Source organism: Streptomyces broussonetiae (assembly GCF_009796285.1).
Taxonomy (GTDB): domain Bacteria; phylum Actinomycetota; class Actinomycetes; order Streptomycetales; family Streptomycetaceae; genus Streptomyces; species Streptomyces broussonetiae.
The window spans coordinates 608,106-628,015 of the sequence record NZ_CP047020.1 but is presented as its reverse complement, the minus strand read 5'-3'; the positions used below and the strand labels follow the sequence as shown (position 1 = coordinate 628,015).

At 70.7% G+C, this 19,910-nt stretch carries 18 protein-coding genes and 1 pseudogene; 15 read left to right on the top strand and 4 right to left on the bottom strand.

All coding sequences use genetic code 11. From position 1 onward, the window contains the following. Positions 1-88 precede the first annotated feature (88 nt). Positions 89-316: pseudogene (locus GQF42_RS47580) on the bottom strand (LysR substrate-binding domain-containing protein); the annotation flags it as partial. A gap of 182 nt (positions 317-498) precedes the next feature. Between GQF42_RS47580 and GQF42_RS03125 the strand changes: the two are divergent. From GQF42_RS03125 to GQF42_RS03075, 12 genes are all read left to right on the top strand, one after another. After that, positions 499-903: a hypothetical protein gene (locus GQF42_RS03125; protein WP_158917393.1), complete on the top strand. Its 405-nt coding sequence runs from the start codon at positions 499-501 to the stop codon at positions 901-903. Positions 904-1,406: 503 nt separating this feature from the next. Next, the gene (locus tag GQF42_RS03120) at positions 1,407-2,180 is read left to right on the top strand and encodes a phytanoyl-CoA dioxygenase family protein (protein ID WP_158917391.1); all 774 of its coding nucleotides are present in this window, start codon (positions 1,407-1,409) and stop codon (positions 2,178-2,180) included. Between the two features lie 57 nt (positions 2,181-2,237). Further along, a complete protein-coding gene (locus GQF42_RS03115) occupies positions 2,238-4,574 on the top strand; it encodes a B12-binding domain-containing radical SAM protein (RefSeq protein WP_158917389.1) in 2,337 nt (778 codons plus the stop codon). A 5-nt stretch (positions 4,575-4,579) separates the two neighbouring features. Next, positions 4,580-4,711, top strand: coding sequence for a hypothetical protein (locus tag GQF42_RS46840; RefSeq protein WP_267906118.1), 132 nt, complete (start codon positions 4,580-4,582; stop codon positions 4,709-4,711). 107 nt (positions 4,712-4,818) lie between these two features. Continuing rightward, complete coding sequence (locus GQF42_RS03110) at positions 4,819-6,372, top strand: B12-binding domain-containing radical SAM protein (protein ID WP_158917387.1); 1,554 nt, start codon at positions 4,819-4,821, stop codon at positions 6,370-6,372. Next, complete coding sequence (locus tag GQF42_RS03105) at positions 6,365-7,189, top strand: phosphoenolpyruvate carboxykinase (ATP) (RefSeq protein ID WP_158917385.1); 825 nt, start codon at positions 6,365-6,367, stop codon at positions 7,187-7,189. Before GQF42_RS03110 ends, GQF42_RS03105 begins: the two co-directional genes overlap by 8 nt. Then, complete coding sequence (locus GQF42_RS03100) at positions 7,179-8,060, top strand: hypothetical protein (protein ID WP_158917383.1); 882 nt, start codon at positions 7,179-7,181, stop codon at positions 8,058-8,060. The genes GQF42_RS03105 and GQF42_RS03100 overlap by 11 nt, the downstream gene beginning before the upstream one ends. Further along, the gene (locus GQF42_RS03095; RefSeq protein ID WP_158917381.1) at positions 8,053-8,982 is read left to right on the top strand and encodes an ABC transporter ATP-binding protein; all 930 of its coding nucleotides are present in this window, start codon (positions 8,053-8,055) and stop codon (positions 8,980-8,982) included. Before GQF42_RS03100 ends, GQF42_RS03095 begins: the two co-directional genes overlap by 8 nt. Beyond that, positions 8,979-9,734, top strand: coding sequence for an ABC transporter permease (locus tag GQF42_RS03090; protein ID WP_158917379.1), 756 nt, complete (start codon positions 8,979-8,981; stop codon positions 9,732-9,734). Before GQF42_RS03095 ends, GQF42_RS03090 begins: the two co-directional genes overlap by 4 nt. Before the next feature lie 5 nt (positions 9,735-9,739). Further along, positions 9,740-11,554, top strand: a complete 1,815-nt coding sequence (locus GQF42_RS03085) for an alpha/beta hydrolase family protein (protein WP_158917377.1) — start codon at positions 9,740-9,742, stop codon at positions 11,552-11,554. Beyond that, positions 11,551-12,219 (top strand): DUF6445 family protein, encoded by a 669-nt coding sequence (locus tag GQF42_RS03080; RefSeq protein ID WP_158917375.1) that lies wholly within the window; start codon positions 11,551-11,553, stop codon positions 12,217-12,219. The genes GQF42_RS03085 and GQF42_RS03080 overlap by 4 nt, the downstream gene beginning before the upstream one ends. Positions 12,220-12,728: 509 nt before the next feature. Then, complete coding sequence (locus GQF42_RS03075) at positions 12,729-13,934, top strand: FG-GAP-like repeat-containing protein (protein WP_158917373.1); 1,206 nt, start codon at positions 12,729-12,731, stop codon at positions 13,932-13,934. 149 nt (positions 13,935-14,083) lie between these two features. Here the strand turns inward: GQF42_RS03075 and GQF42_RS44745 are convergent, their stop codons facing one another. Both GQF42_RS44745 and GQF42_RS03065 read right to left on the bottom strand, forming a co-directional pair. Then, positions 14,084-14,263 (bottom strand): hypothetical protein, encoded by a 180-nt coding sequence (locus GQF42_RS44745; RefSeq protein ID WP_199272550.1) that lies wholly within the window; start codon positions 14,261-14,263, stop codon positions 14,084-14,086. Between the two features lie 359 nt (positions 14,264-14,622). Next, entirely contained in the window at positions 14,623-15,093 is a 471-nt protein-coding gene (locus GQF42_RS03065; RefSeq protein WP_158917371.1) for a hypothetical protein, read from the bottom strand. On the opposite strand from GQF42_RS03065, the gene GQF42_RS45550 reads away from it, so the two are divergent. Together GQF42_RS45550 and GQF42_RS03055 are read left to right on the top strand one after the other, a co-directional pair. Further along, positions 15,086-15,430, top strand: a complete 345-nt coding sequence (locus tag GQF42_RS45550) for a hypothetical protein (protein ID WP_158917369.1) — start codon at positions 15,086-15,088, stop codon at positions 15,428-15,430. The genes GQF42_RS03065 and GQF42_RS45550 overlap by 8 nt on opposite strands. Positions 15,431-15,569: 139 nt before the next feature. Next, entirely contained in the window at positions 15,570-16,043 is a 474-nt protein-coding gene (locus tag GQF42_RS03055; protein WP_158917367.1) for an indole-3-glycerol phosphate synthase, read from the top strand. 1,386 nt (positions 16,044-17,429) lie between these two features. On the opposite strand, the gene GQF42_RS03050 is transcribed toward GQF42_RS03055, so the two are convergent. Next, the gene (locus GQF42_RS03050; protein ID WP_158917365.1) at positions 17,430-18,062 is read right to left on the bottom strand and encodes a GNAT family N-acetyltransferase; all 633 of its coding nucleotides are present in this window, start codon (positions 18,060-18,062) and stop codon (positions 17,430-17,432) included. A gap of 859 nt (positions 18,063-18,921) precedes the next feature. Between GQF42_RS03050 and GQF42_RS03045 the strand changes: the two genes are divergently transcribed. Beyond that, positions 18,922-19,725 carry a hypothetical protein gene (locus tag GQF42_RS03045; RefSeq protein ID WP_158917363.1) on the top strand — a complete coding sequence of 268 codons (804 nt, stop codon included), beginning with the start codon at positions 18,922-18,924 and terminating at the stop codon, positions 19,723-19,725. Positions 19,726-19,910: the final 185 nt, after the last annotated feature.

The following is a 19,910-nucleotide window of genomic DNA, read 5'->3' as shown; positions in this document are numbered from 1 at the left end:
GGCACCATGCCTGCGCCGACGGCTTGATCCACCACATCCGCAAGTCCCGGCAAACCCGCAGACTCGTTGGCCAACTCACCCGGCTCGGCTACGACGTGACTCTCGACGTCGTCCGTGGTGTACCCGCTGGTTGGGGGCGCTCGGGGGCGTGGGCGGGATCGCTGCGCAGACGAGCCAGGGAGATGTCCCGGCGCCCGGCGAGGGGGTGGTGCGCGGGCAGCAGTGCGACCGGGTACTCCTCTCCGATGTCGCTTCTTTCAAGACCGATGGGGTCCTCGGTCGCACACAGCAGGGCGACGTCGGCCCGCCCGCCGCGGACGGCCGCGGCCCGATCGCGACGAGCTGTTCCACCCGAGCCGGCGCCGGGCTCGCGGCCCGCGAGCGTTGGTTGCCGACCCTGAGAGTTCTCAGGTTACGCGGGCGCAGACGGTCCACCACAGTGATGTGAGGAGGGGGCCTGCCAGCCGCATCCTGTCCGAGTTCGAAGGGGGAGCTTCGATGACTTCGAAGCCGAGGAAGAAGCTGATCCGCACGCTGGTCGTCGGGGCGGCTGTGCTCGGCTCGCTGACGCTGACGACATCCGCTCACGCGGCGGCGGGCAGCGGCCCCCTCAACATGGGGGAGGCCCTGTACCCGGGCCAGAGCATCTCGAGCGGGACCACCTCCGGCACCCTGACCATGCAGGACAACGGAGACCTGGACCTCCAGGCCTCGGACGGCCGCGTCTGCCGGCACAGCAACACGACCACCGGCTCCTACGACCGGGTTGGCCGCCGTCCCGGCTTCCGCCACGCCCATGGCCGGTGCCGTCCGTCCGGCCCCGGCCGCCACCTGCGGCTGGACGCCGTCGGCGCCCGTATATTGGCCGGACCAGCACCTCCGGAAACGCCCAGCACCTGCTGACGGACTCCACGTCCCGGCCGCGGGCTGAGGCGCCGCTCCTCAACGACTCTCTGGTGACCGGATGCCGACTCCTGAACGCAGTTCACTCGAACGGGTGATATCCCCTGCCTTCGAGGCGCTCGGGCGTCCAATTCGCTTTCCGTGACGGACTGTTCGGCTGCTCCGGTGGGCGCCGGCGGTAGACCTGCTGACTACCTGCCAAAAGGCTGCCCCGATGGCTCGTCGATCAGCCCGCCGAGAGATCGGCAATTCAGTGTTTGAAACACAGGAAGTCCAGTTTGTGTGGTTGCGGTTCGAGGATGGCGCACGCCGTGATCATGGACGCTGCGAACGGAGCGCTGCTAGCCTCGCGACGTTCGGTCAAATGAGTAACGGGGGCTCCGTTGACGAATGTTTCTGGGTCGCTTTCTCGTCTTTCCGAGAGCGCATGCACCTCCGCGAGTTCATCCGAGAAAATCGCGTCCACTTTCCTTCGGGACGGATACGTCCGGGTAAGAAATGCCGTGGACCTCACGCCTGGATCGCGCCTCCGGACGCTGTTCGACACCACGCTCCGGCGCGAGGGGCTGACCACGGACGGACGGCTCACCGTGCCGACGGGCCTCACCTCGCTGCCTCCGAGCCGCGTCGCGGACCTCGCGGACGTGGCCCCGGTGCTCTGGTCGACCGTGTGCACTCTGCTCGGCGGCGCCGGTCGGATCAGTCGGCCAGCCCGCCTAAGCAACGCCCTGATCTGCAATTTCCGCACCACGCGACTGTCCGAGAGCTGGCATGTGGACGGTGACTTCTTCGTACACCATCCCGACAGCCCCGAACAGGCACTGCTGTTGTTCGTCCTGTGGTCCGACGCAGGCGAAGGCGAGGGAGCCACCCGTGCCGCGCCCTCGGCCACGGCGGACATCCTTCGCCATCTGGCCCGCCATCCGGCCGGACTGACCAGTGCGCACATTCCCGCCCGGGATTACATCGGCAGTCCGGCGGACCACCTTTCCCTCACCGGAAATGCGGGCGACGCCTGGATCCTGCATCCGCTGACCGCACACCAGTCGGCACCCAATCCCCGAGGCCGGCCCAGATTCATCTCCAACCCGGTCGTCGCCCTCGCCGAGCCCATGAATCTCACGGACGACCCGGAGGAGAAAAGCCCTCTCGAGGAATTGACGCGCCGCCTCCTGGGACAACCCTGGACACCGGGGGAGAGCACGGTACGGGAATCCTTCGTACCGGGCCGTATCACCCGTTGGAACGGCGAAGGCACCTACACCGACCGTTCCTGAAATCCCGCGCCGCACCACACCCCGACCGATTCCCCCACAAGAGGGCGAGGTGAGCCCATGTCCGCGCACAACCCCACGCTCCCGCACGACCGGCCCGTCCCGTCCCGGGTGCTGCTGATCAACCCGCCGCTGTGGAACCCGTACGCCCCACACCTCGCCGTGCCCCTGCTCCTGGCGGTGCTGCGCCGGCACCACGTGGCCGCCTCCGCGCTGGACCTGTCGGCCGAGACGATGCGACATCTGCTCAGTCCGGACGGTGCCGGGGCGTATGCCGCCGAGCGCGACCAGGCACTCGGCACCCGGGCCCGCGACCAGTTCGAGGCGGCCCGCTCGTCGGTGGACCGCGCGGTGGCCTTCCTGCGCTCACCGCAGAGCATCACCGACGTCGACGGCCACCGCGCCGCGACGGCCGTCTGCCAGGCCGTCCTCGACGGCATCGCGGCCCTGACCCCGGGCGCGGAGCTGAGCTTCGACCGGTTCGACCTGCGTCACCGTCCCGTCTCCAGCCGCCAGGTCGTACGCGCCGTGGCCGACGCAGTGCACAACCCGTACGTGCACGTCTTCGAGCGCGTCCTGGTACCCCGGCTGCGCGCGCTGCCGGACCTGGAGGTCGTCGGCCTCTCCGTGTCCGCCGACTCCCAGCTGATCGCCGCGCTGACCGCCGCGCGTCTCATCAGACGCGAGCGGCCCGAGGTGCACATCACCGTCGGGGGGAACTTCGTCACCCGGATCGCCGACCGGCTGTGGCCGGGCCACCCGTTCTTCACACTGGTCGACTCCCTGGTGTGCTACGAGGGCGAGGAGTCCATCGTCGACCTCGTCGACCGGCTGCTGTCCGGCCGTCCGCTGCACGGCGTCCCCGGCATCGTCGTACCGGACGGCGACGAGCTGCACCGGAGCCCGTCCGCGACCGCCTCGCTGGCCGAGCTGCCCGTACCCGACTTCACCGACCACCCGCTGGCCGACGGCTATCTGGCCCCGGGCCCGGTACTCCCGGTGATCGCCTCCCGCAGCTGTGCCTGGAAGTGCGCCTTCTGCGCGATCCCCTTCGCCTCCGACAAGTTCCGTATCCGCGCACCGCAGGCCGTCGTCGTCGAGATGGACGAGCTGCACCGGCGCCACGGCACCCGCTTCTTCCAGTTCGTGGACGAGATCCTGACCGTCCGCAGCATGCGGGCGCTCGCGCACGGGCTCGCAGACCGTGACTACCGCTGGTACGGCGAGACCCGTTTCTCGCCGACGATCGACCGCCGACTGACGGACGCGCTGTACAAGGCCGGCTGCCGCCGTCTCGACCTGGGACTGGAGTCGTACAACCAGGACGTCCTGGACCGCATGCGCAAGGACATCAAGCTGCCGTGGATCGCGCCCAACCTCGACGCGCTGCTGGCCTCAGGCATCAGCGTGCACCTGTTCGGGATCGCCGGGTTCCCGGGCGAGGCGCGCTGGCAGACGGCACGTACGGTGGAGTTCGCGGCGGCCACGCTGGCCCGCTCCCGCGAGCGGTACGCGGTGCCGGACAGCACCTTCGGGATCGGCCCGTTCGTCCTGGACGCCCTCTCCCCGGTCGCCGCCGCGCCAGGCGACTACCAGGTACGGGTGCTCCACCAGGACCCGGGCGACGACCTGCAGATGGCACTGCGCTACGACTACGTGGGCAAGCTCACCGAACCGGTGAGCGCGGAGGACCGGGACGTCGCCGCCCGAGCCGAACGCATCCTCGGAGGGACCCTCGGCGACCAGGACCGGCCCGCCGAGGAGGTCGTCTTCCTGCGGGCGGCCGCCCGGCGCCCGGGCGAGCGCGGCGACGACGGTCCGCCTGCGGTTCCCTGCCCCGGACCGCACTGGGAGCGCACGGTTCTGCGCCCGGCCGGGGACTGGGTCGTCCGGCTCCGCGAAGGGGAGCGGACCCTGCTGTACGAGCCCCGGGACGGCGCCCTGTTCAGTCTCCCCAGCAGACTGCTGGACGGTCTGCCCGCGACCGCCGCCGAGCTGTGCCGCGACTCCGCCGAGCGTTCGCTGATGCGGGCCGCGCTGCACCACCGGTGCCTGGAACCCGCCGAACCGGGCCTGGGACTGCTGACCTCCGCCGCCCACCTGACCGGCGATCTGCTCCTGCGCCTCGGCCCCGGCACCCAGCTGATCACCGAGGGCACCGAGGTCTTCCTGACCTCGCGGATCACCGGTCAACGGCTGCGGCTGTCCGCCTCGGGCGCCGCAGCGGCCCGCCTCGTCGCCGCCGACGAGGGTGTCACCTGGACCGACCTGGCCGCGCGCTGCGCGCCCGGATCCGAACCGCGGCTGCGCACCTTCGTGTGGCGGCTGCTGGTCAACCGGCTCCTGTCCGTCGAAACGCCGGACAGGTCACGCAACCCACTGGCCGAGAGGAGGTGAACCGCATGGCAGAGGAGCAGCTCAACACCGCGGAGGCGGAGGCGGAGGTGGAGTTCGAGGACGACGGATTCTTCGAGCCCACCATCGAGGAGGCCATCATGGCATCCGGCCTGCACAAGCAGTTCGTCGTGGACTGACCCGCCCGCACGGGCCGGGGCCGGTGCACCGGGGCCAAGCCGGTGCACCGGACCCGCACCCATCATCGCGCACACCACGCCCCGAGGGCGCGCACGGAAGGACACCGATGACGCAGAGCCCCGCCCGCCTGCCGCTGCTGCCGGTGGCCCGCACGGCACCCGCGGCGAACGTGGCCGTGATCTCGCTGCCCTTCTTCACGCCTTTCGCGACCTGTTATCCGGGCGTCCTCATCACCCGGCGGCTGCGCGAACTGGGCTGCCGGGCCCGGTTCCTGCCGGCCCACATGGAGTTCTACGCCCACGCCCGGAGCCGGGGCCTGACGGAGAACGCGTACAAGCTGTTCACCAACCGGCACTTCGCCGCCGACGTCGCGCTGCTGCCGCTGTGGTCGGTGCCGACCGCCGCGCTCCGGGCGGAACGCGAGGACCTGGCCCACAAGGAGTTCCTCGCCCCGGCCGAGGACGAGGCGCGGCTGCGGGAGCTGTTCGACGGCTACCTCGACCGGCTTGCCGAGCGTGTCGTCGCAACCGAGGTGCTCTGCCTGACGAGCACGCATTTCCAGCTGCTGTCCAGCCTGTTGCTGGCCCGCCGCGTCGCGCGCCTGGCACGGGAGAGGGGTGTGCCCCGGCCGCGTGTGATCCTCGGCGGCTACTTCGGCTCCCTCCACATCGCCCGCGACATCCTCACGCTGCACGAGGAGGTGGACCTCGTGGTGTACGGCGAGGCCGAGGACGTACTCGGCGACGCCGTACACCACGCCCTGGACGGCCGGCGCCGGCTCGTCACCGGACGGGCACACACCTTCAAGGACGCCTACGCGGAGCAGTCCGCCCTCGTGGAGGCGGGCCTGCGGCGGCCGTGGCTGCGCGACCGGCTGGTGGTGAGCATGGAGGTATCGCGTGGCTGCTACTGGGACCGCTGCGACTTCTGCAACTTCAACGACTCCTACGACGCCCGGTTCAAGATGCACGACCCCGGGCGCGTCCTGGCGGAGATGGCACATCTGGCACGGACCTACGGGCAGCGCCGGTTCCAGTTCCTCGACACCGCCCTGCCCCCGCGACTGGTCCAGGCGGTGGCCGACACCGGAGAGCGGCACGACTACCGCGTGTTCTGCGAGATCAGGCCTGACTTCGGCAGGGAGCGGCTGCGCCGCCTGGCCGCGCTGGGCCGGGTGACCGTCCAGCTCGGCATCGAGACCCTGCTCGATGACCACCTCGACCTGATGAACAAACGGCAGACCGTCGAGGAGGGCGTCCGCATGCTCCATGCGGCCCGGGAGTTCGGGATGCACAGCGTGTGGGGCGTGATGATCGGACACCCGAAGGAGACGCCCGACCACCGCCGACGGCTGCTCGGCGAGATCCGCGCCCACCGCAGGGCGGGGCTGCCGGCGCCCAAGTACCTCACCGAGTGCGAGCTGCGTCCCGGCAGCGGACTGTGGGACGAGCGCGCCGACCTCGGGCTGAGCGTCGAGTTCCCCTGGCGGATGTTCGACAGCCTCCTCAGCCCGCAGGAGCATGCCTGCTCCCTGATTCCGAGCCGGGTCCGGGGCATGCCCTTCGAGGAGCCGGACTACCAGGCGGACCGGCGGGAAATCAGCGAGGAACTCACCGCGTGGCAGCGGGAACAGGGGATGGAGGTCGGCCTCGATGCCTGATCACGACGGCACGGCCGTGCTCGCCCGATTCCTGGACGTCACCGTGGAGTTCCGCTGCCCGGACCCCGCCGACGCCGCCCACCTGCGCTACTACCTCAGCGATCACCTCGTACCGGAAGACTCCCGCGCCGCGCTGACAGTGCATCTGGAGACCGAGGACGGCCGTGCCTTCACCACTGCGCTCGGTACGGCCACCACCAAACGTGTCCGGTGGCGCACGCCCCCCGGTCCGTGGCGGCTGTACGAGGAGTGGGGCACGCGTGCCCGGCTGCCCTCACCCGTGCCGCCCTTCGGCCTGCCCCCGCTGCGCGACCTCGTACGCATCCGGCACGGGGCCGCACTCGCCGCACCCGACGGCAGCGCCCGAGCACTCGCGGTCACCGGGGCCAGCGGAGCCGGCAAGTCGGTGGTCCTCGTGCATCTCCTGCGCCGGAATTGGCAGTTCGTCTCCGACGACCTGCTGGTGACGGACCGGCGGGACCAGCGGCTGTACTACTACGGCCGACCGGTCGGCGTGCGCGAGCGCAGTCTGCCCCTGCTGCCGTGGCTGGATGCCGCCCAGCTGGCCGACGCGCCGCGCCTGCCCACCCGGTGGGGCCACACCTGGATGGTGCGGCCCGAGCGCCTCGGCCGGTGCGCCCCGGACGGCCGACCGCTCCGCCTGGCCTGGCGTCTGCACCTGACGCACGGCGACCGTTTCACCGTACAGACCGACGGCCCCACCTCGCGCGTCACCTGGAATCCCCACCGGCACCTGGAAGAACTCCTGGCCGTGTGCCGACAGCACACCGGAGACGGAGACGCCCATGCCGCCTGATCCGCCGCGGGACCCCTGGGGCGCCGAGCGGCTGCTCGACTTCTTCGGCACCGTGGTGTGCGTCCGATGTGCCCCCGCGGACGCCACCGACCTCGACTTCTTCTTCGGTCCGCATCGCGCGGAGCCCGGCGCGCGACCGCGGTGCCGGGTCGAACTGTCCGCCGGCGAGGGCGGCTTCCTTCGGTCACTGCTGGCCAAGGACGACGCGCCCAAGTCGTTCCGGTTGAGCGCCGAGCCGGGTGGCGAGCTGATCGAGGAGCGGCGGTTCACCCGCTGGTCGTCGGTGCCGTCACCGCTGCCGCCGTTCCGGGCCATGCGTGAGAGCGTCGCCGCCGTACAGGCCACCGTGCTCGAGCGCGAAGGGTGCTGTCTGGCCTTCCACGGCGAACCGCACAGCGGCAAGACCAGCCTCGGCCTGGCGCTCCTGGCCCGCGGATGGGCCCTCGCCTCGGACCAACTGCTCGTCGTGGAGCGCGCCACGGGTGCGGCACGGCCGTATCTCACGCCGACCGGGGTGCGGGGCCGTACGCTGGCCGCGATGCGCGAGGGGACACTGGCCGGGCTGGAACAGCGCCGCTCCTTCTGCACGGTGAGCGGCGAAGTGGTGCTCGCCCGGCCGGAGAGCCTGGGTGCGGTGGTGCCCGTCGGACGCCGTCTCCAGCCGGTGCGCCTGGTCGCGGTACGGCGCTCGCGCGCGGCGGCGCCGGCCCTCACCACCGGCGGCCCCGCACCGCGTGTGTGGCCGGCCGGGGCCTGGTCCTGGCTCAGCGGCGCGCTCGCGCCCGACCGAGCACGGAGCCTGCTGACACTGCCCGCCGAGGGCGGCGAACAGGCGGGCGCTGACCTTGTGGAGGAGTACTTCGGTGCCTAGCCTGACCGTCGATCAGATCACCAAGCGCTACCGTACGGGGACGGAGGCCCTGTCCGGCGTCTCCTTCGCCGTGGAACCCGGCACCCTGCTGGCCGTGGTGGGCCACAACGGAGCGGGCAAGTCGACGCTGCTGAACATCGTCTCGGGGCTGATCCGTCCCACGTCCGGCACGGTCGCCACCGACATCGGGCGTGGCAGGCTGATGTGGTCACCGCAGCGCACCATGATCGACTGGTCGCTGACGGTCCGGCAGAACATCGAGCTGGTCGCCCGGCTGACCGGCACGCCGTCGTCGTCCATCGACCGGGTGCTGGAACTGCTCGACCTGGACAAGGTCAGTTCCCAGCAGGCGGAGTACATCTCCGGCGGGCAGCTGCAGCGGGTGCAGATCGGCCGCGCCCTGGTGGCCGACGCCGCGGTCTATGTGCTGGACGAGCCGACGGCGGGCCTGGACCCTGCGGCCGGTGAGGTCGTGATGGAGTATCTGCGCGAGCGCGCCGCCGCGGGTGCCACGGTGCTGGTCTCCTCGCACGACCTGGATGCCGTCGAACGCACCGCTTCCGACCTCGTGCTGCTGGACGAGGGCCGGCTGCGCGCGCATCTGCCGATCCAGGAGTTCGTTCGCCGGGCGGGGGCCACCATGAAGGTGAGCGTGGTGTTCGCCGAGCCGATGCCGGAGCCGTACCCGGACCGACTCGCCCGCGACCTGCCCCCGCAGTGGACCCTGGAGACCGACGCGGACCGGGCCGGCCTGTCCGTGCAGGTGCCGCTCGCCACCGGACTGCGCCCGGTCCTCGCCTGGCTGCCGTCCGAACTCCAGGTGCAGGACCTCAGCGCCGAGAAGCAGTCCCTGCGCGATGTCTATCTCGCGCGCTACGCCGAACGGATCCCCGCCCCCGAGAGTGTGATGGTGCAGCAGTGAAGACGTCCCTGACACTGGCCCGCTTCCACCTGCTCAGTGTGTGGAACTGGCGCACCAGCCATCTCAGCCGGGTCATCGAGGCCCCCGCCTACTTCCTGTTCATGGTCACCGGCCTCAACACGCTCGTGGCCGGCGCCCGCATCGACGGCATGCCGTACGACGACTTCGCCTACGCGGGCGTACTCGTCGTGATCGCCATCCGCGCCCTGTTCTGGTGCATGGGCGATGTGGCCAACGACCGCAAGTGGGGCGTGTACGCCGTCGCCCGGACCACCGATGTCTCGTTCCCGCAGTACATCGGCTCGATCCTCGCGGCCAACACCCTGGTCGCCACCGTGCAGATCGCGGCCATCCTCGTGCTCAAGCAACTGCTCGGACGGGGCAGCCCCGTCCAGGACCTGCGGATGGCCGGCCTGGCCGTGCTGGTGTGCGTGCTGACCGTGCTGACGGGCTGCGCCCTGGGGTTCGGAATCAACAGTTACAGCAAGCGTGACCTGATGACGTCGTTGTTCAGTCTGCCGCTGGTCATGACGGCGCCCCTGTTCTACTCCCTGGACGACCTTCCGGCCTTCATGCGGGTGCTCGCGGCCGTGAACCCCTTCACCTACTGTGTGCTGCTGGTCCGTTCCCCCGCCACCGACAGCTTCCCGGGACAGGCCGTCGCGGGGTGTCTGGCGGCCGCGCTGCTGGTGGCGGGCGCCCTGCGTCTGGCCTCCGGGCGGCACGAACTGGCCTCCAACGAGCAGGGGTGAGCGGGATGCGGGCGATCGACGAGAGTCCCGGCGGGCCGGTGGCCGTGCACGGCCTGGTGACCGTCGGCACGGCGGGCTACTGGTGGCTGGACACGCACGCGGGGGCCCGCCTGCTGCGCGGGGACGCGACGGGAGTCCACGCCGTCGACCTCCCGGAGGGGCCCGACGGCCTCACCCCGCTGGCCGTCCACCCGGCCGACACGGGTCCGTCGGCCGTCCTGTACGGCCATCCCGGCGGAGACTACGGCTACCTCCGGGAGCCCGCCGCCCCGGACGCAGTGCTCGCACGCCGCCCCAGCCTGGTACACCTGGAGCGCGTGCCGTCGGCCACCGGCGGTACGGCGGGGCCCGGGTTCGTGTACACGGGCTTCGCACCGGGTGCCCGGCTGGACGACCCTCCGGTGGACGGGCTCAGGGTGGCGGTGCACCGTACCGGTGAACCCTTCGCGTACGACCGCGCCGTGGCCCTGGACGACGGCCCCCTTGCCCTGGTGAGCGTGGAGGCTACGGGGGATCCCGCAGCCGTACTGGTCCGCTCGACCGCGCACGGCCGCACGACGCAGCGCCTGCTGCGTCTGGACCCGGCCACCGGACGGCCCGGACTCACCACTGTGTCGGCGGCGTCGACCCCGCGCACCCGCATGCTGCCGGGCGCGGACCGCTGGTGGCACGGTGAGGCGCTGGGCACGCCCAGGGCCGTACTGCGCGCGGGGCTGCCCGGCGGCAAGGAGGGAGGCGAGCGCGTCGTCCTTCCCGAAGGGACGGCAGTGGCCTGGGCCTGGGCCACGCGGCGCGCCCTGCTCGTCCGCACGGTCGCCGGGCGCGGGGCGGAGGCCCTGTACCGGGTCGACGGTGACACGCTCCAGGCGCGTCTGGTGGCCGGAGGGCGGCCCGGTGACTCGTTCCCGGAGGTGGCCGCCTCGCCCGCCGGGGACTGCGCCCTGTGGCTGCGGGTCTCCCGGCGGCCGGACGGCACCGCGGAAGGCAGGATGGAACTGTTGCTGGACGGCGAGGACCGGCCGCGCGCGCTGAGTGCGACCGAGTGGCCCGCACCGGTGCCGCGCACCACCCGGTACTGCCGGGCGGGCGACGGCAACCGGCTCCCGGTGCAGCTGTCCGGCACCGCGGGCCCCGTCCTGCTCCTGGAGCACGGCGGGCTGACCGCTCTGGCCAACGCGCCCCTGGAACGCGCCCTGGAGGAACTGGCCCGCGCGGGGCAGCTGACGCTCGCCCGGGTGGGCACACGGTCGCTGGTGCCCGCCCATCGGGTTCCCGGCGGGGAACGCGGCTACAACGACCTCCTGCACGCGGCCCGTCTGCTGCGTGAGGAGAGCGGGGCGCGGCGCCCGCTTCTGGTGCTCGGGCACAGCATGGGTGCGGTCGGGGCCGCACGCGCGGTGTTGCTGGAGCCCGAACTGTTCGACGGCTGGATCCTGCGCTTCCCGGTCACCGACCTGGTGGGCTTCCCGTATCTCGGCATCGGCCGGCACTGGACGGGCATGCTCGGCGACCCGTCCCGCACCGACCAGCTGAGCGCGCTCACCGCGCTGTCCCCCCTGCATCTGCCGCTGCCCGCCGGCCCGTTGCCGCCGTTGCTGATCCAGACCGGAACGTACGACACCCGGGCCGACGCCCGGCACGGCCTGCGGCTGGCCGACCGCCTGCGCGAGCTGGCGGCCGTGACCCACAGCAGTTACCCGGTCGGCCATGTGGAGCGGTTCTGCCAGGCCGCCTCCCGCCGGGCCGTGGCGGAGGTGACGGAGTTCATCCGCAGGTGCCCGGCCGTCGTCGTCCATGACCTCGAAGGAGCCTCGCAGTGACCGTCACCGGCATCGACCACGCCTCCGTCGTCGTCGTGGACGACGTGTACGCCGATTTCGACCGCGCCCGGGCGGCCGCCCTGGGCTGTGACTTCACCCCGCGGACGGACAGCGCCTTCGCCTACCGCACGGCGCAGGCACCCCGCTGGATGGAGGAGGCGGCCATCGGCCGGATCTGCGAGGTGCTCGGCCCCGGGAGCCGGAAGGAACTGATCGCCAACCATCTGCACATGTCCTCGGCGATGGACTGGAAGGTCAACCTGCACCGAGGTGCCCGCATCCACGTGGACGAGGCCCGCTGGGCGGGTGTGCTGTATCTCAACACGGCGGAACAATGTCGCGGCGGCACCTCCCTCTATGCCCACCGGCGCACGGGCGTACGGCACTTCTTCGAGCTGCGGGGCCGTCCGGACGCCCAGGAGATACTGGCCGATGGCGGGGACGTCGCCCGCTGGCGGGAGCTGGTCTCGGTGGCGATGGTGCCGAACCGGCTCGTGCTGTTCGACCCCGGCCAGTTCCACCAGGCCCAGGAGTACTTCGGGGACAGCAAGTCCTCGGCCCGCCTGATCCACAACTTCTTCTTCCGGCACATCCCGGCCCACTTCGACCCCGACCGCAAGGGCACCGGCGCGCCCGGTGTCATGGGACAGGCCGCGAACAGCTGATGCCCGGGCCGGAAGGCGCCGACAGCGGTCGTCAGCGCCCGTACCCAGCTACAAGCTCCCATTGTTTTGATCTGGGACGATCTCAACACCCGCCGGCCGCCGGGACGTGAGACCACGCGGCCGCACACGACTGGCCGGCCATCGTCCAACTCGCCTCGAACACACCGGCGTCGAACTCCGTCGAGGGCGTCCGGTCGCTGTTACGGCACAGCCCACTGGCCAACACCGCGTTCAACGACGACGAGCACCTCGAACGCACCCTCCGCCTGGGCCTTTGCCACATCCAGCTCCACCCCGAACGTATCGCCGGCCGCCCCACCGGCACCGGACCCGCACTCACCCAACGGCCGACATCAATCCTGGGAACTCAGCAGGGAGTCGTCGCCGAACCGCTACCACCAACGCCCCGCCCACCGTGCGAGTTGAATCCGGACCGCGCTCACGGTGCAGCACGCAGCCGGGCATACAGTGCGCTCATCCTGTTGCAACCGAATCCAGAAGGGACCAAGGTGAACAGACGCCTCAGACAGCTGGTCGTGACGGCGGGGAGCCTGGCTCTGGCCGCGGTGACGCCCGCCGTGCCCGCGCAGGCCGCCACCACGTCGGCGAGCGCCTGCCCGTCCGGCTACCTGTGCGGGTGGAGCGGTACGAGCGAGACCGGCTCCATGGTGAAGGCCCGCGCCGACATGCCCACGATGGGCTCGTGGGACAACAGAATCCGCTCGTTCTGGAACCGCACGCCCAGCTTTGCCTGCCTCTACACCGACCCGAACTTCGGCGGCGCCGGCACCTTCTTCAGCGACGCTCCGGGCCAGGGCGCCACCAGCTACTCTCAGGACCTCGACAGGAACATCAGTTCCCTCAAGTTCGTTCCCAACGAGCGGGAATGCGACGACACCCCCTACGCCGGGTGGTACGCGGAGCCCGCCCCGAGCGCGCCCGGGTTCGGCGACCTGAACGGCGACGGCCGCGCGGACCTGCTGTCCCGGGACCGCAGCGGCCGGCTCTGGTTCGTCTCCGGCACCGGGGACGGCGCGCTGGTCAGCGGCGGCTGGAACTCCATGACCGCCCTCACCCGGCACGGCGACCTCAACGGCGACGGCACCGAAGACCTGATAGCCCGCGACTCCTCGGGCACGCTGTGGTTCTACCCGGGCACCGGCAAGGGCAGGTTCGGCGCCCGAAAGGACCTCGGCGGCGGCTGGAAGTCGATGGCCACCATCACCGCCACCGGCGACCTGGGGCACGATGGCCACGGCGACCTCCTCGCCCGCGACTCCTCCGGCACCCTGTGGCTCTACCCGGGCACCGGCCACGGCACCTTCGGCACCCGTACGTCCATGGGCGGCGGCTGGAAGTCCGTCAACGCCTTGACCGCACCGGGCGACCTCAACGGTGACGGCCACGGCGACCTGATCGCTCGTGACACCTCGGGCAGGCTGTGGCTGTACCCCGGCAACGGACGCGGGTCCCTCGGCACCCGGAAGCTCATCGGCAGCAGCGGCTGGGGCCAGATGTCGGCCCTCCTCGGCATCGGTGACGTCGACGGTGACGGGCGACTTGACCTGGTCGCCGCCACTCAGGACGGATTCGAGAACCCCGACGCCGGGCCGACGTCGAACCAGCTGCGGCTGTACGTGGGCAATGGCAAGGGCTCCCTGGCCAAGTACCGGGTGCTGCAGCGGGACTGGTACGACCTCAACGGGGGCTTCTGACCCAGGACTGGGCCAACGGCGAGGCGGGTTTGATGCTCCGGCGCAGCTTTTCCCGGCCCGCATCGCGCTGTCTCGGGGCGGGGGATGAGGTAGAGGCCTTGGGTGGCCGGTCCCGCCGCACTTTGCTCGGGGCCGGGGCGCTCGGCGAATCAGTCCTCGGACAGGAGCCAGCCGATGTGCAGTTCTTGCGCACCCGGGCGGAACGTCCGCATGAGCTCGGCGCGTTCGGGGTCGTCTTCGGGGAGGTTGTCGGTGAGGAGAGCCTGCGCGGCGATTGTCCGGGGCCGGGCGCCGAGCGCGGCGCGCAGGTGGAGTGAGCGGCGCAGCATCGCGATCCGCCCGGCAGGGTCCTTGTGGGGTGCGAGGTGCCGGATGATGTAGGACTCGAAGTAGCCGTCACCGGACTTCGTAGCGATCTCGAGAGCTGTCTCGTAGCGAGGGAGGGCGCCGGCGGGGTCCTTGTCGATGTCGTCCAGCAGGACGGCCCAGTGGTACTCGGCCCAACCGCGGGCGGTACTTGTCGAAGTCGTAGCCCCGGTCGGCTTGGAGCCGCCGGGACTCGGGTCGGGGGCACCGCACTGCGGCTCGCCTGCGATGTGTGCCGCCCGGGGGTACGGCTGTGGTGGCGCTGCTTCTGAGCTGCGGCGTGGAGCCGAGGCCGGCTCAGCTGTCGGTCATGCTCCGGGGCTCAGCGGCCGTTCGTGCCACTGGCCCACAGCACTTGGTGGGAGGAGCCGTAGATCACGAGGTTGCCGTCCTGCTGGAAGGCGAATGTCGAGCCAGGGTTGCCGTAGGTACCCGAGGCCCACAGTGCCGGGCCGCCGTTCGGTGCGTAGACGACGAGGTTGCCGTCGGTCTGGAACGTGGCGGTCGCGCCGGAGTGGTTCCAGGTGCCTGAGGCCCAGATGGGGCTGGCGTTGCGGTTGTAGAGGACAAAGTTGCCGTCGGTCTGCGTGGCGAGTTCGTAGGTGTCGTTGACGCAGATGGTCTCGCCGGAGGCGGTCCCGAAGCCCCCACTGAACACCCAGTCGCTGTTGTACTTGCTGTACTGGCACTGGTAGGGGAACGGGTATCCGGCGTACGCCGCGGGCGCGACGAACATCGCGGCGACGCTCGCGGCGATCGTGAGGCCGGCGGCCAGGGTTTTACGCATGCGCATGACGGGTCTCCGCGGTCAGTCACGTACAGCAGACGGCATTGTCATGATCATATATGCGTGCCTGGCTCTCCAGGGAGGTCGACCTGAAAGCCCGTCGGTTCTTGGCGGGTGTCCGGTCGGCCGCACCGGTCAGTGCTGGGACAGTGCGCTGGCCGAGTCGTTCTTTGCCACCCTCAAGAACGAATTCAACGGCGAACGCCCCTGGCCGAGCCGGGCCGTCGCCCACACCGCGGTGTTCGAGCGGATCGAGGGCTGGCGCATCGTGCAGCCACTGGACAGCAGCCTCGGATATCGCAGTCCCTCCGACCGCGAGGCCACCTTGGCGGCCTGTCGCTGAAGCAGCCGGGAACGACCGTTCAGAGCAGGCGAGTGGAAATCGAGGCCGGCTTCAGCGGAACATGGATCAAGAACGAGCCGCGGCGCTATCGTTACTCGCCGTTCGCACCCGTCTGGGGTGTGCTGACGGAAGGCCCACGGTGTTCACGAGCGTTCTGATGGTCGAGCAGCCGGTGTCCGCAGCGGATGTCGAGTTCGTCACCACCCTCCACGACGACGAAGTGTCCTTCGTCGTCCTGATGCAGCCACGAGGCGCCGAGGACCGGTTGCTGCGCGCCATTGACGACGTCGCGCTCGGAGAACTTCAGCAAGCGATTCATGAGGCTGATGAACCCGAAGGCGAGGAGGCCCGCCGACCCGCCGCCCTGGCTCTGGAGCACACGCTCCTGAGCCTGCGGGCTGCCGGCAGCGAGGCCGTGGGCCAGCTGGTCGACGGCCACGCCCTGGATCTCCTCAGGTCGGTGGTGGAAGAGACGCACGCCGACGAGGTGATCGTCCTGACCGCCCCGCATCTTGTCGAGGAGTTCTTGCATCGGGACTGGGCGAGCCGGGCCCGCCACAAGGTCGGCGTTCCCGTGCTGAAGGTCTACGCCCACAACGACGAGGAGCAGTGATCCGCTTGGACGGAGTGGGCCACGTGATCTCCGCTGGGGAGCCGTGCACGGTTCAGTGATGACTCTGCGGGTCCCTGAACTCCGGGCCGGGCGCCACGAGCAAGAGGCCAACGCACCGCCGTTCAGTGGCAGCTGCCGCTTGGGGAACGCCGCTGGCGACGAGCAGCCCGCCGCGCTGGGGCCAAGCACTGGGGGAAGGGCGCAGCCATGTCGAGTTCCGCATCCGCAACACCGCCGGCAGTGGTCGCCCGGTCTGGTCGTACGACAGGACGGTTGACCGAGTCCGGGATCGCGTGGGAACGGGGAGGGGCCGTCCTGCACCACATCCCGTACGGCTCTGTCCTCAGGGTGTCGGCCGTGCGTGAACGCGGCCTGAGGTACACCCTGCGTGTCGAGTCCACCGTCCCCGAGTCCGAGAAACCGTCGGTGTTCGTCCTGCGCTGCAGAAGCAACGACGCCGTCGCCTTCGCGACTGCCGTCAACCGCCACCTGGCGCCCGCCACGGCAGTGGAGGCGGTCTCTGCCACGCCCGAGAAGGTGCGGAGCGCTGTGGCCGTATGGTGGTCGGCGGGCGGACTGGTGGCGGTCTGCCTCACGCAGTTCGTATACCTGCTGTCCGTCCACCGTGGCGCAGCGGCCCTGGTGACCGTGATGGGCCTCGCCCTCTGGTTGGCGACCGGCACGATGCTCTTGGGCGCCGTCAGTCTCCTGAGCAACATGTGGCGGGCGTGGCGGCACGGCGTCCACTTCGAGGCCCGCTATGTGAACGCCGAGATGCGCACCACCGTGCCTACAACGCCTCCAGCCACTCCTACCGAACCACGACCTCGACCGTCCACGTCTATGAGTTCACCGATGTGCAGGGGCGCGTGCGGTACCACGAGAGCACGGAGAAGCCCAGACCGAGCCGCACGGTCTGGGCGGTGCCCGGCGAGGGGAACACCACGGACACGTCTCTCGACGCGTTCCTGATACCCGTGGTGCTGGTCGTGGTTGTGTCCCCCGTCGCATGCGCGCTGGCCGGGTTGGCCGTGCTGTGCGTGCCGGGACTCGCATGCGGATGGTTCTAGCATCCCGCGAACGGAGGCTGGGCCGGCGCCTGGCGGCCGTTCAGGGCGGCATGGGCGAGGTGGAGTGCCCGGAGCGCGGGGCTCGGTGGATGGCCGGCGTCGACCACTGCTCGGACGCGGTGTTCTGTTCGCCGCGGTGCAAGGTGAGGGGCCGACCCGGGACCACCTTCGGCCCCGGGAGTCCGTGGTCGGTGTGTGAAGCAGCGATCTCGACTCCCTAGCTACCGCTGTGCATGCGAAGACCGGAGACCTGTTGAATGTGTCGCCGCAACTCGCCCCCTGGCACGTGGAACCGTTCCGGGACCCGGGTGGCGATTCAGGGAGCGACGGGCCTGTGAATGAAGCCGGTCAGCGGTGCGAGGACCTTCCAGTCGAGCGTTTCGTAGAGCGCCCGGCCTTGGACGGTCGCGCCCAGGAGGCCGGTGGCCACACCGTTCTCGATGGCCGCGTTGGTGAGTGTGCCCATCACGACCGTCCCGAGGCCGAGGCGCTGGTGAGCCTCCTCGGTGATGATCTGGTCGAAGACGCAGGCGGTGCCTGTCAGGCCGATTTGACCGCGCGCGGCGAGCTTCCCGTCGGCGGTCAGAATGCGCACGCTTGTGACATCGTCGGCGGTCTCGGTGGTGGCTGTGTAACCGCCGGGCACGCGCACGGCGGACGGGCGCAGGTCGGCGGCCATCAGGAAGCCGGGATCGGTCGGCTCCCACTCGGGCGAGAACCACGGCTCCATGACGTCCGGTTCCAGAAAGGCCTTGATGCAGGTGGTCGGTTCGGTGATTGCGGCGACGAGTCCGCGGGCGGTCTCGACATCGGCGTCGAGCAGGACGTGACGGACCGCCTGGGCCGGCAGCCCGACCCGGATGCTCAGCCCCCACGGCTCGTCCACCGGCTTCGGTGCTCCCCGCGAGACGGTCCATCCGTCGACCCATGAGCGCGCGAGTTCCAGCATCCAGACACCTCTCCGAGTAATGACCAGTGACCGCATTTGGATATTACACAAGCGTGGTGACATCCATCGACGGATCGTCACATGAGTCCAAGCCGGTGTTGTCGCTGCGACGGGCTTCGACGTGGACGCCGTAGTGGGCGGGGATCACGCCGACGTTCTTGGGGAGGGGGCAGGCCGGTGACGGCGTGGGGGAGTATCGCGTAGGCGGGCTGCCGGATGCCGAGGATCGTGGCCGTCTCGCAGCGCGGCCAACCCTTGGTGGTGTAGCCGAGCTTGTCGCCGTGGAGGTAGGCCTCGGCGTGCAGGGCATCGGGGCGGACCAGGGCGACGGCGATCGGGTCGGGGCCGTGGTCGTCGCCCGGGGAGGGGGTGCGCGCGCTCGATGAACGGGTCGACGCGTACGGCGACGTCCTGGTTGCGGCTCGGCGTCCACGGCCGCCGGTTGTTGCGGGCGGCGAACATCGTGCGGACTGCGTCGACGACGCTCGATCCTCGGGGGGCGCCGGGCGCGTTGGCGCAGCGGCGAAAGAGGGAGGGACGATTCATGGGGTGGGCTCCTGTTCGCGGGTGGGGTCGGTCCAGGGAAGGGCGAGGCCGTCGCCGGCGGCGCGGGGAACGAGGTGGCCGTGCTGGTGTTCTTCGTGACGTACATGTCTCGCGAGACGGCTCCTTTGAGGTGGGCGACCTGAAGCTGCAGTGGCCGAAATTCCGCCCTCTGAGGTACTGACGAGCCGGTTCAGCGGCATCGCGCAAGACAGCCACCCGCCGGGACGCACGACAGGAATCGTCCGCCCTGGTCGGCCTGGCTCCGCTGGCCGCCACGACGGTACGGGGCCTGCTCACCGAAGCCGCACCGCCCGTGATCATCGTCGGCACCATGTGGCCGGACGTCTACGAGCGGCTGCGCGCGGTCGGCCCGGGGCCCGAGGGCGGCGGCCGCGGCGACGACCCGGCCGGGAGCCTCCTGGAGGAGGTCCGCGCGTCCTCCCGCAACGCCCGCGAGGTACTCGCCATGGCCCAGCGGTTCGACCTCGCGGCGTTCCGGTCGGCCGAGTGGGAGCGAGCCGCGGCCGCGGCCGCCATCGACCCGCGTATCGCCAACGCGCTACGGCACAAAGGCGACTTCAGCCTGCCCCAGGCCCTCGCCGGTGTCCCGGAACTGCTGCACCGCTGGAACACCGCCGACCAGCCATGCGGCAAGGCGCTGATCACGGCGGCCGTCACCGCCCGCAGCGCCGGGCACCGGCTCACTGTGCCCGCCGGCTTCCTGGAGGCGGTGGCGCCCGCGTTCCTCAACGGAAGGCAGCGGGCCGCGGCGGACGGCGCCTGGTTCGATGACGCCCTCGCGTGGGCGTGCGAACCCGTCTTCCCGCACACCGAAATCGCGCTGCTGAGCCCGTACGGGCAGGCCATGGGCCGCGTCGACGCCTACCGGGCCTCCGATGTCCTCGCCGGCCACCTGGACATCAACTGGGGCACTATTCCGCCGGAGGTCTGGCCGGTGATGGTCGCGGCGGCCGACCTGGGGGCGCGTCGGCAGATCGGCTTCAACGCCGAGCAGGCGGGCTACCCGGACGTGGCCCGCGCCGCCTGGCAGGACGAGGCGGACCAGGGCAACCTCAACGCCATGTTCGACCTGGGACTGCTCGCCTCCACATCCTGATCGAGCCGTACGTTCTGCGGCTCCTCAGCTCAACCCCAGACAACTGCCTCATCTGGAGGTCTCGTTGGTAAGCGCAGCTTACGGGCCACAGGTATGACGCGACCGCTGCGCTCGCGTCGGCGTTGCCGGGCCTTGGTGCGGACCGAGCCGGGCGCGTTCAGCGTCGAAAGGGTCATCCGCTTCGA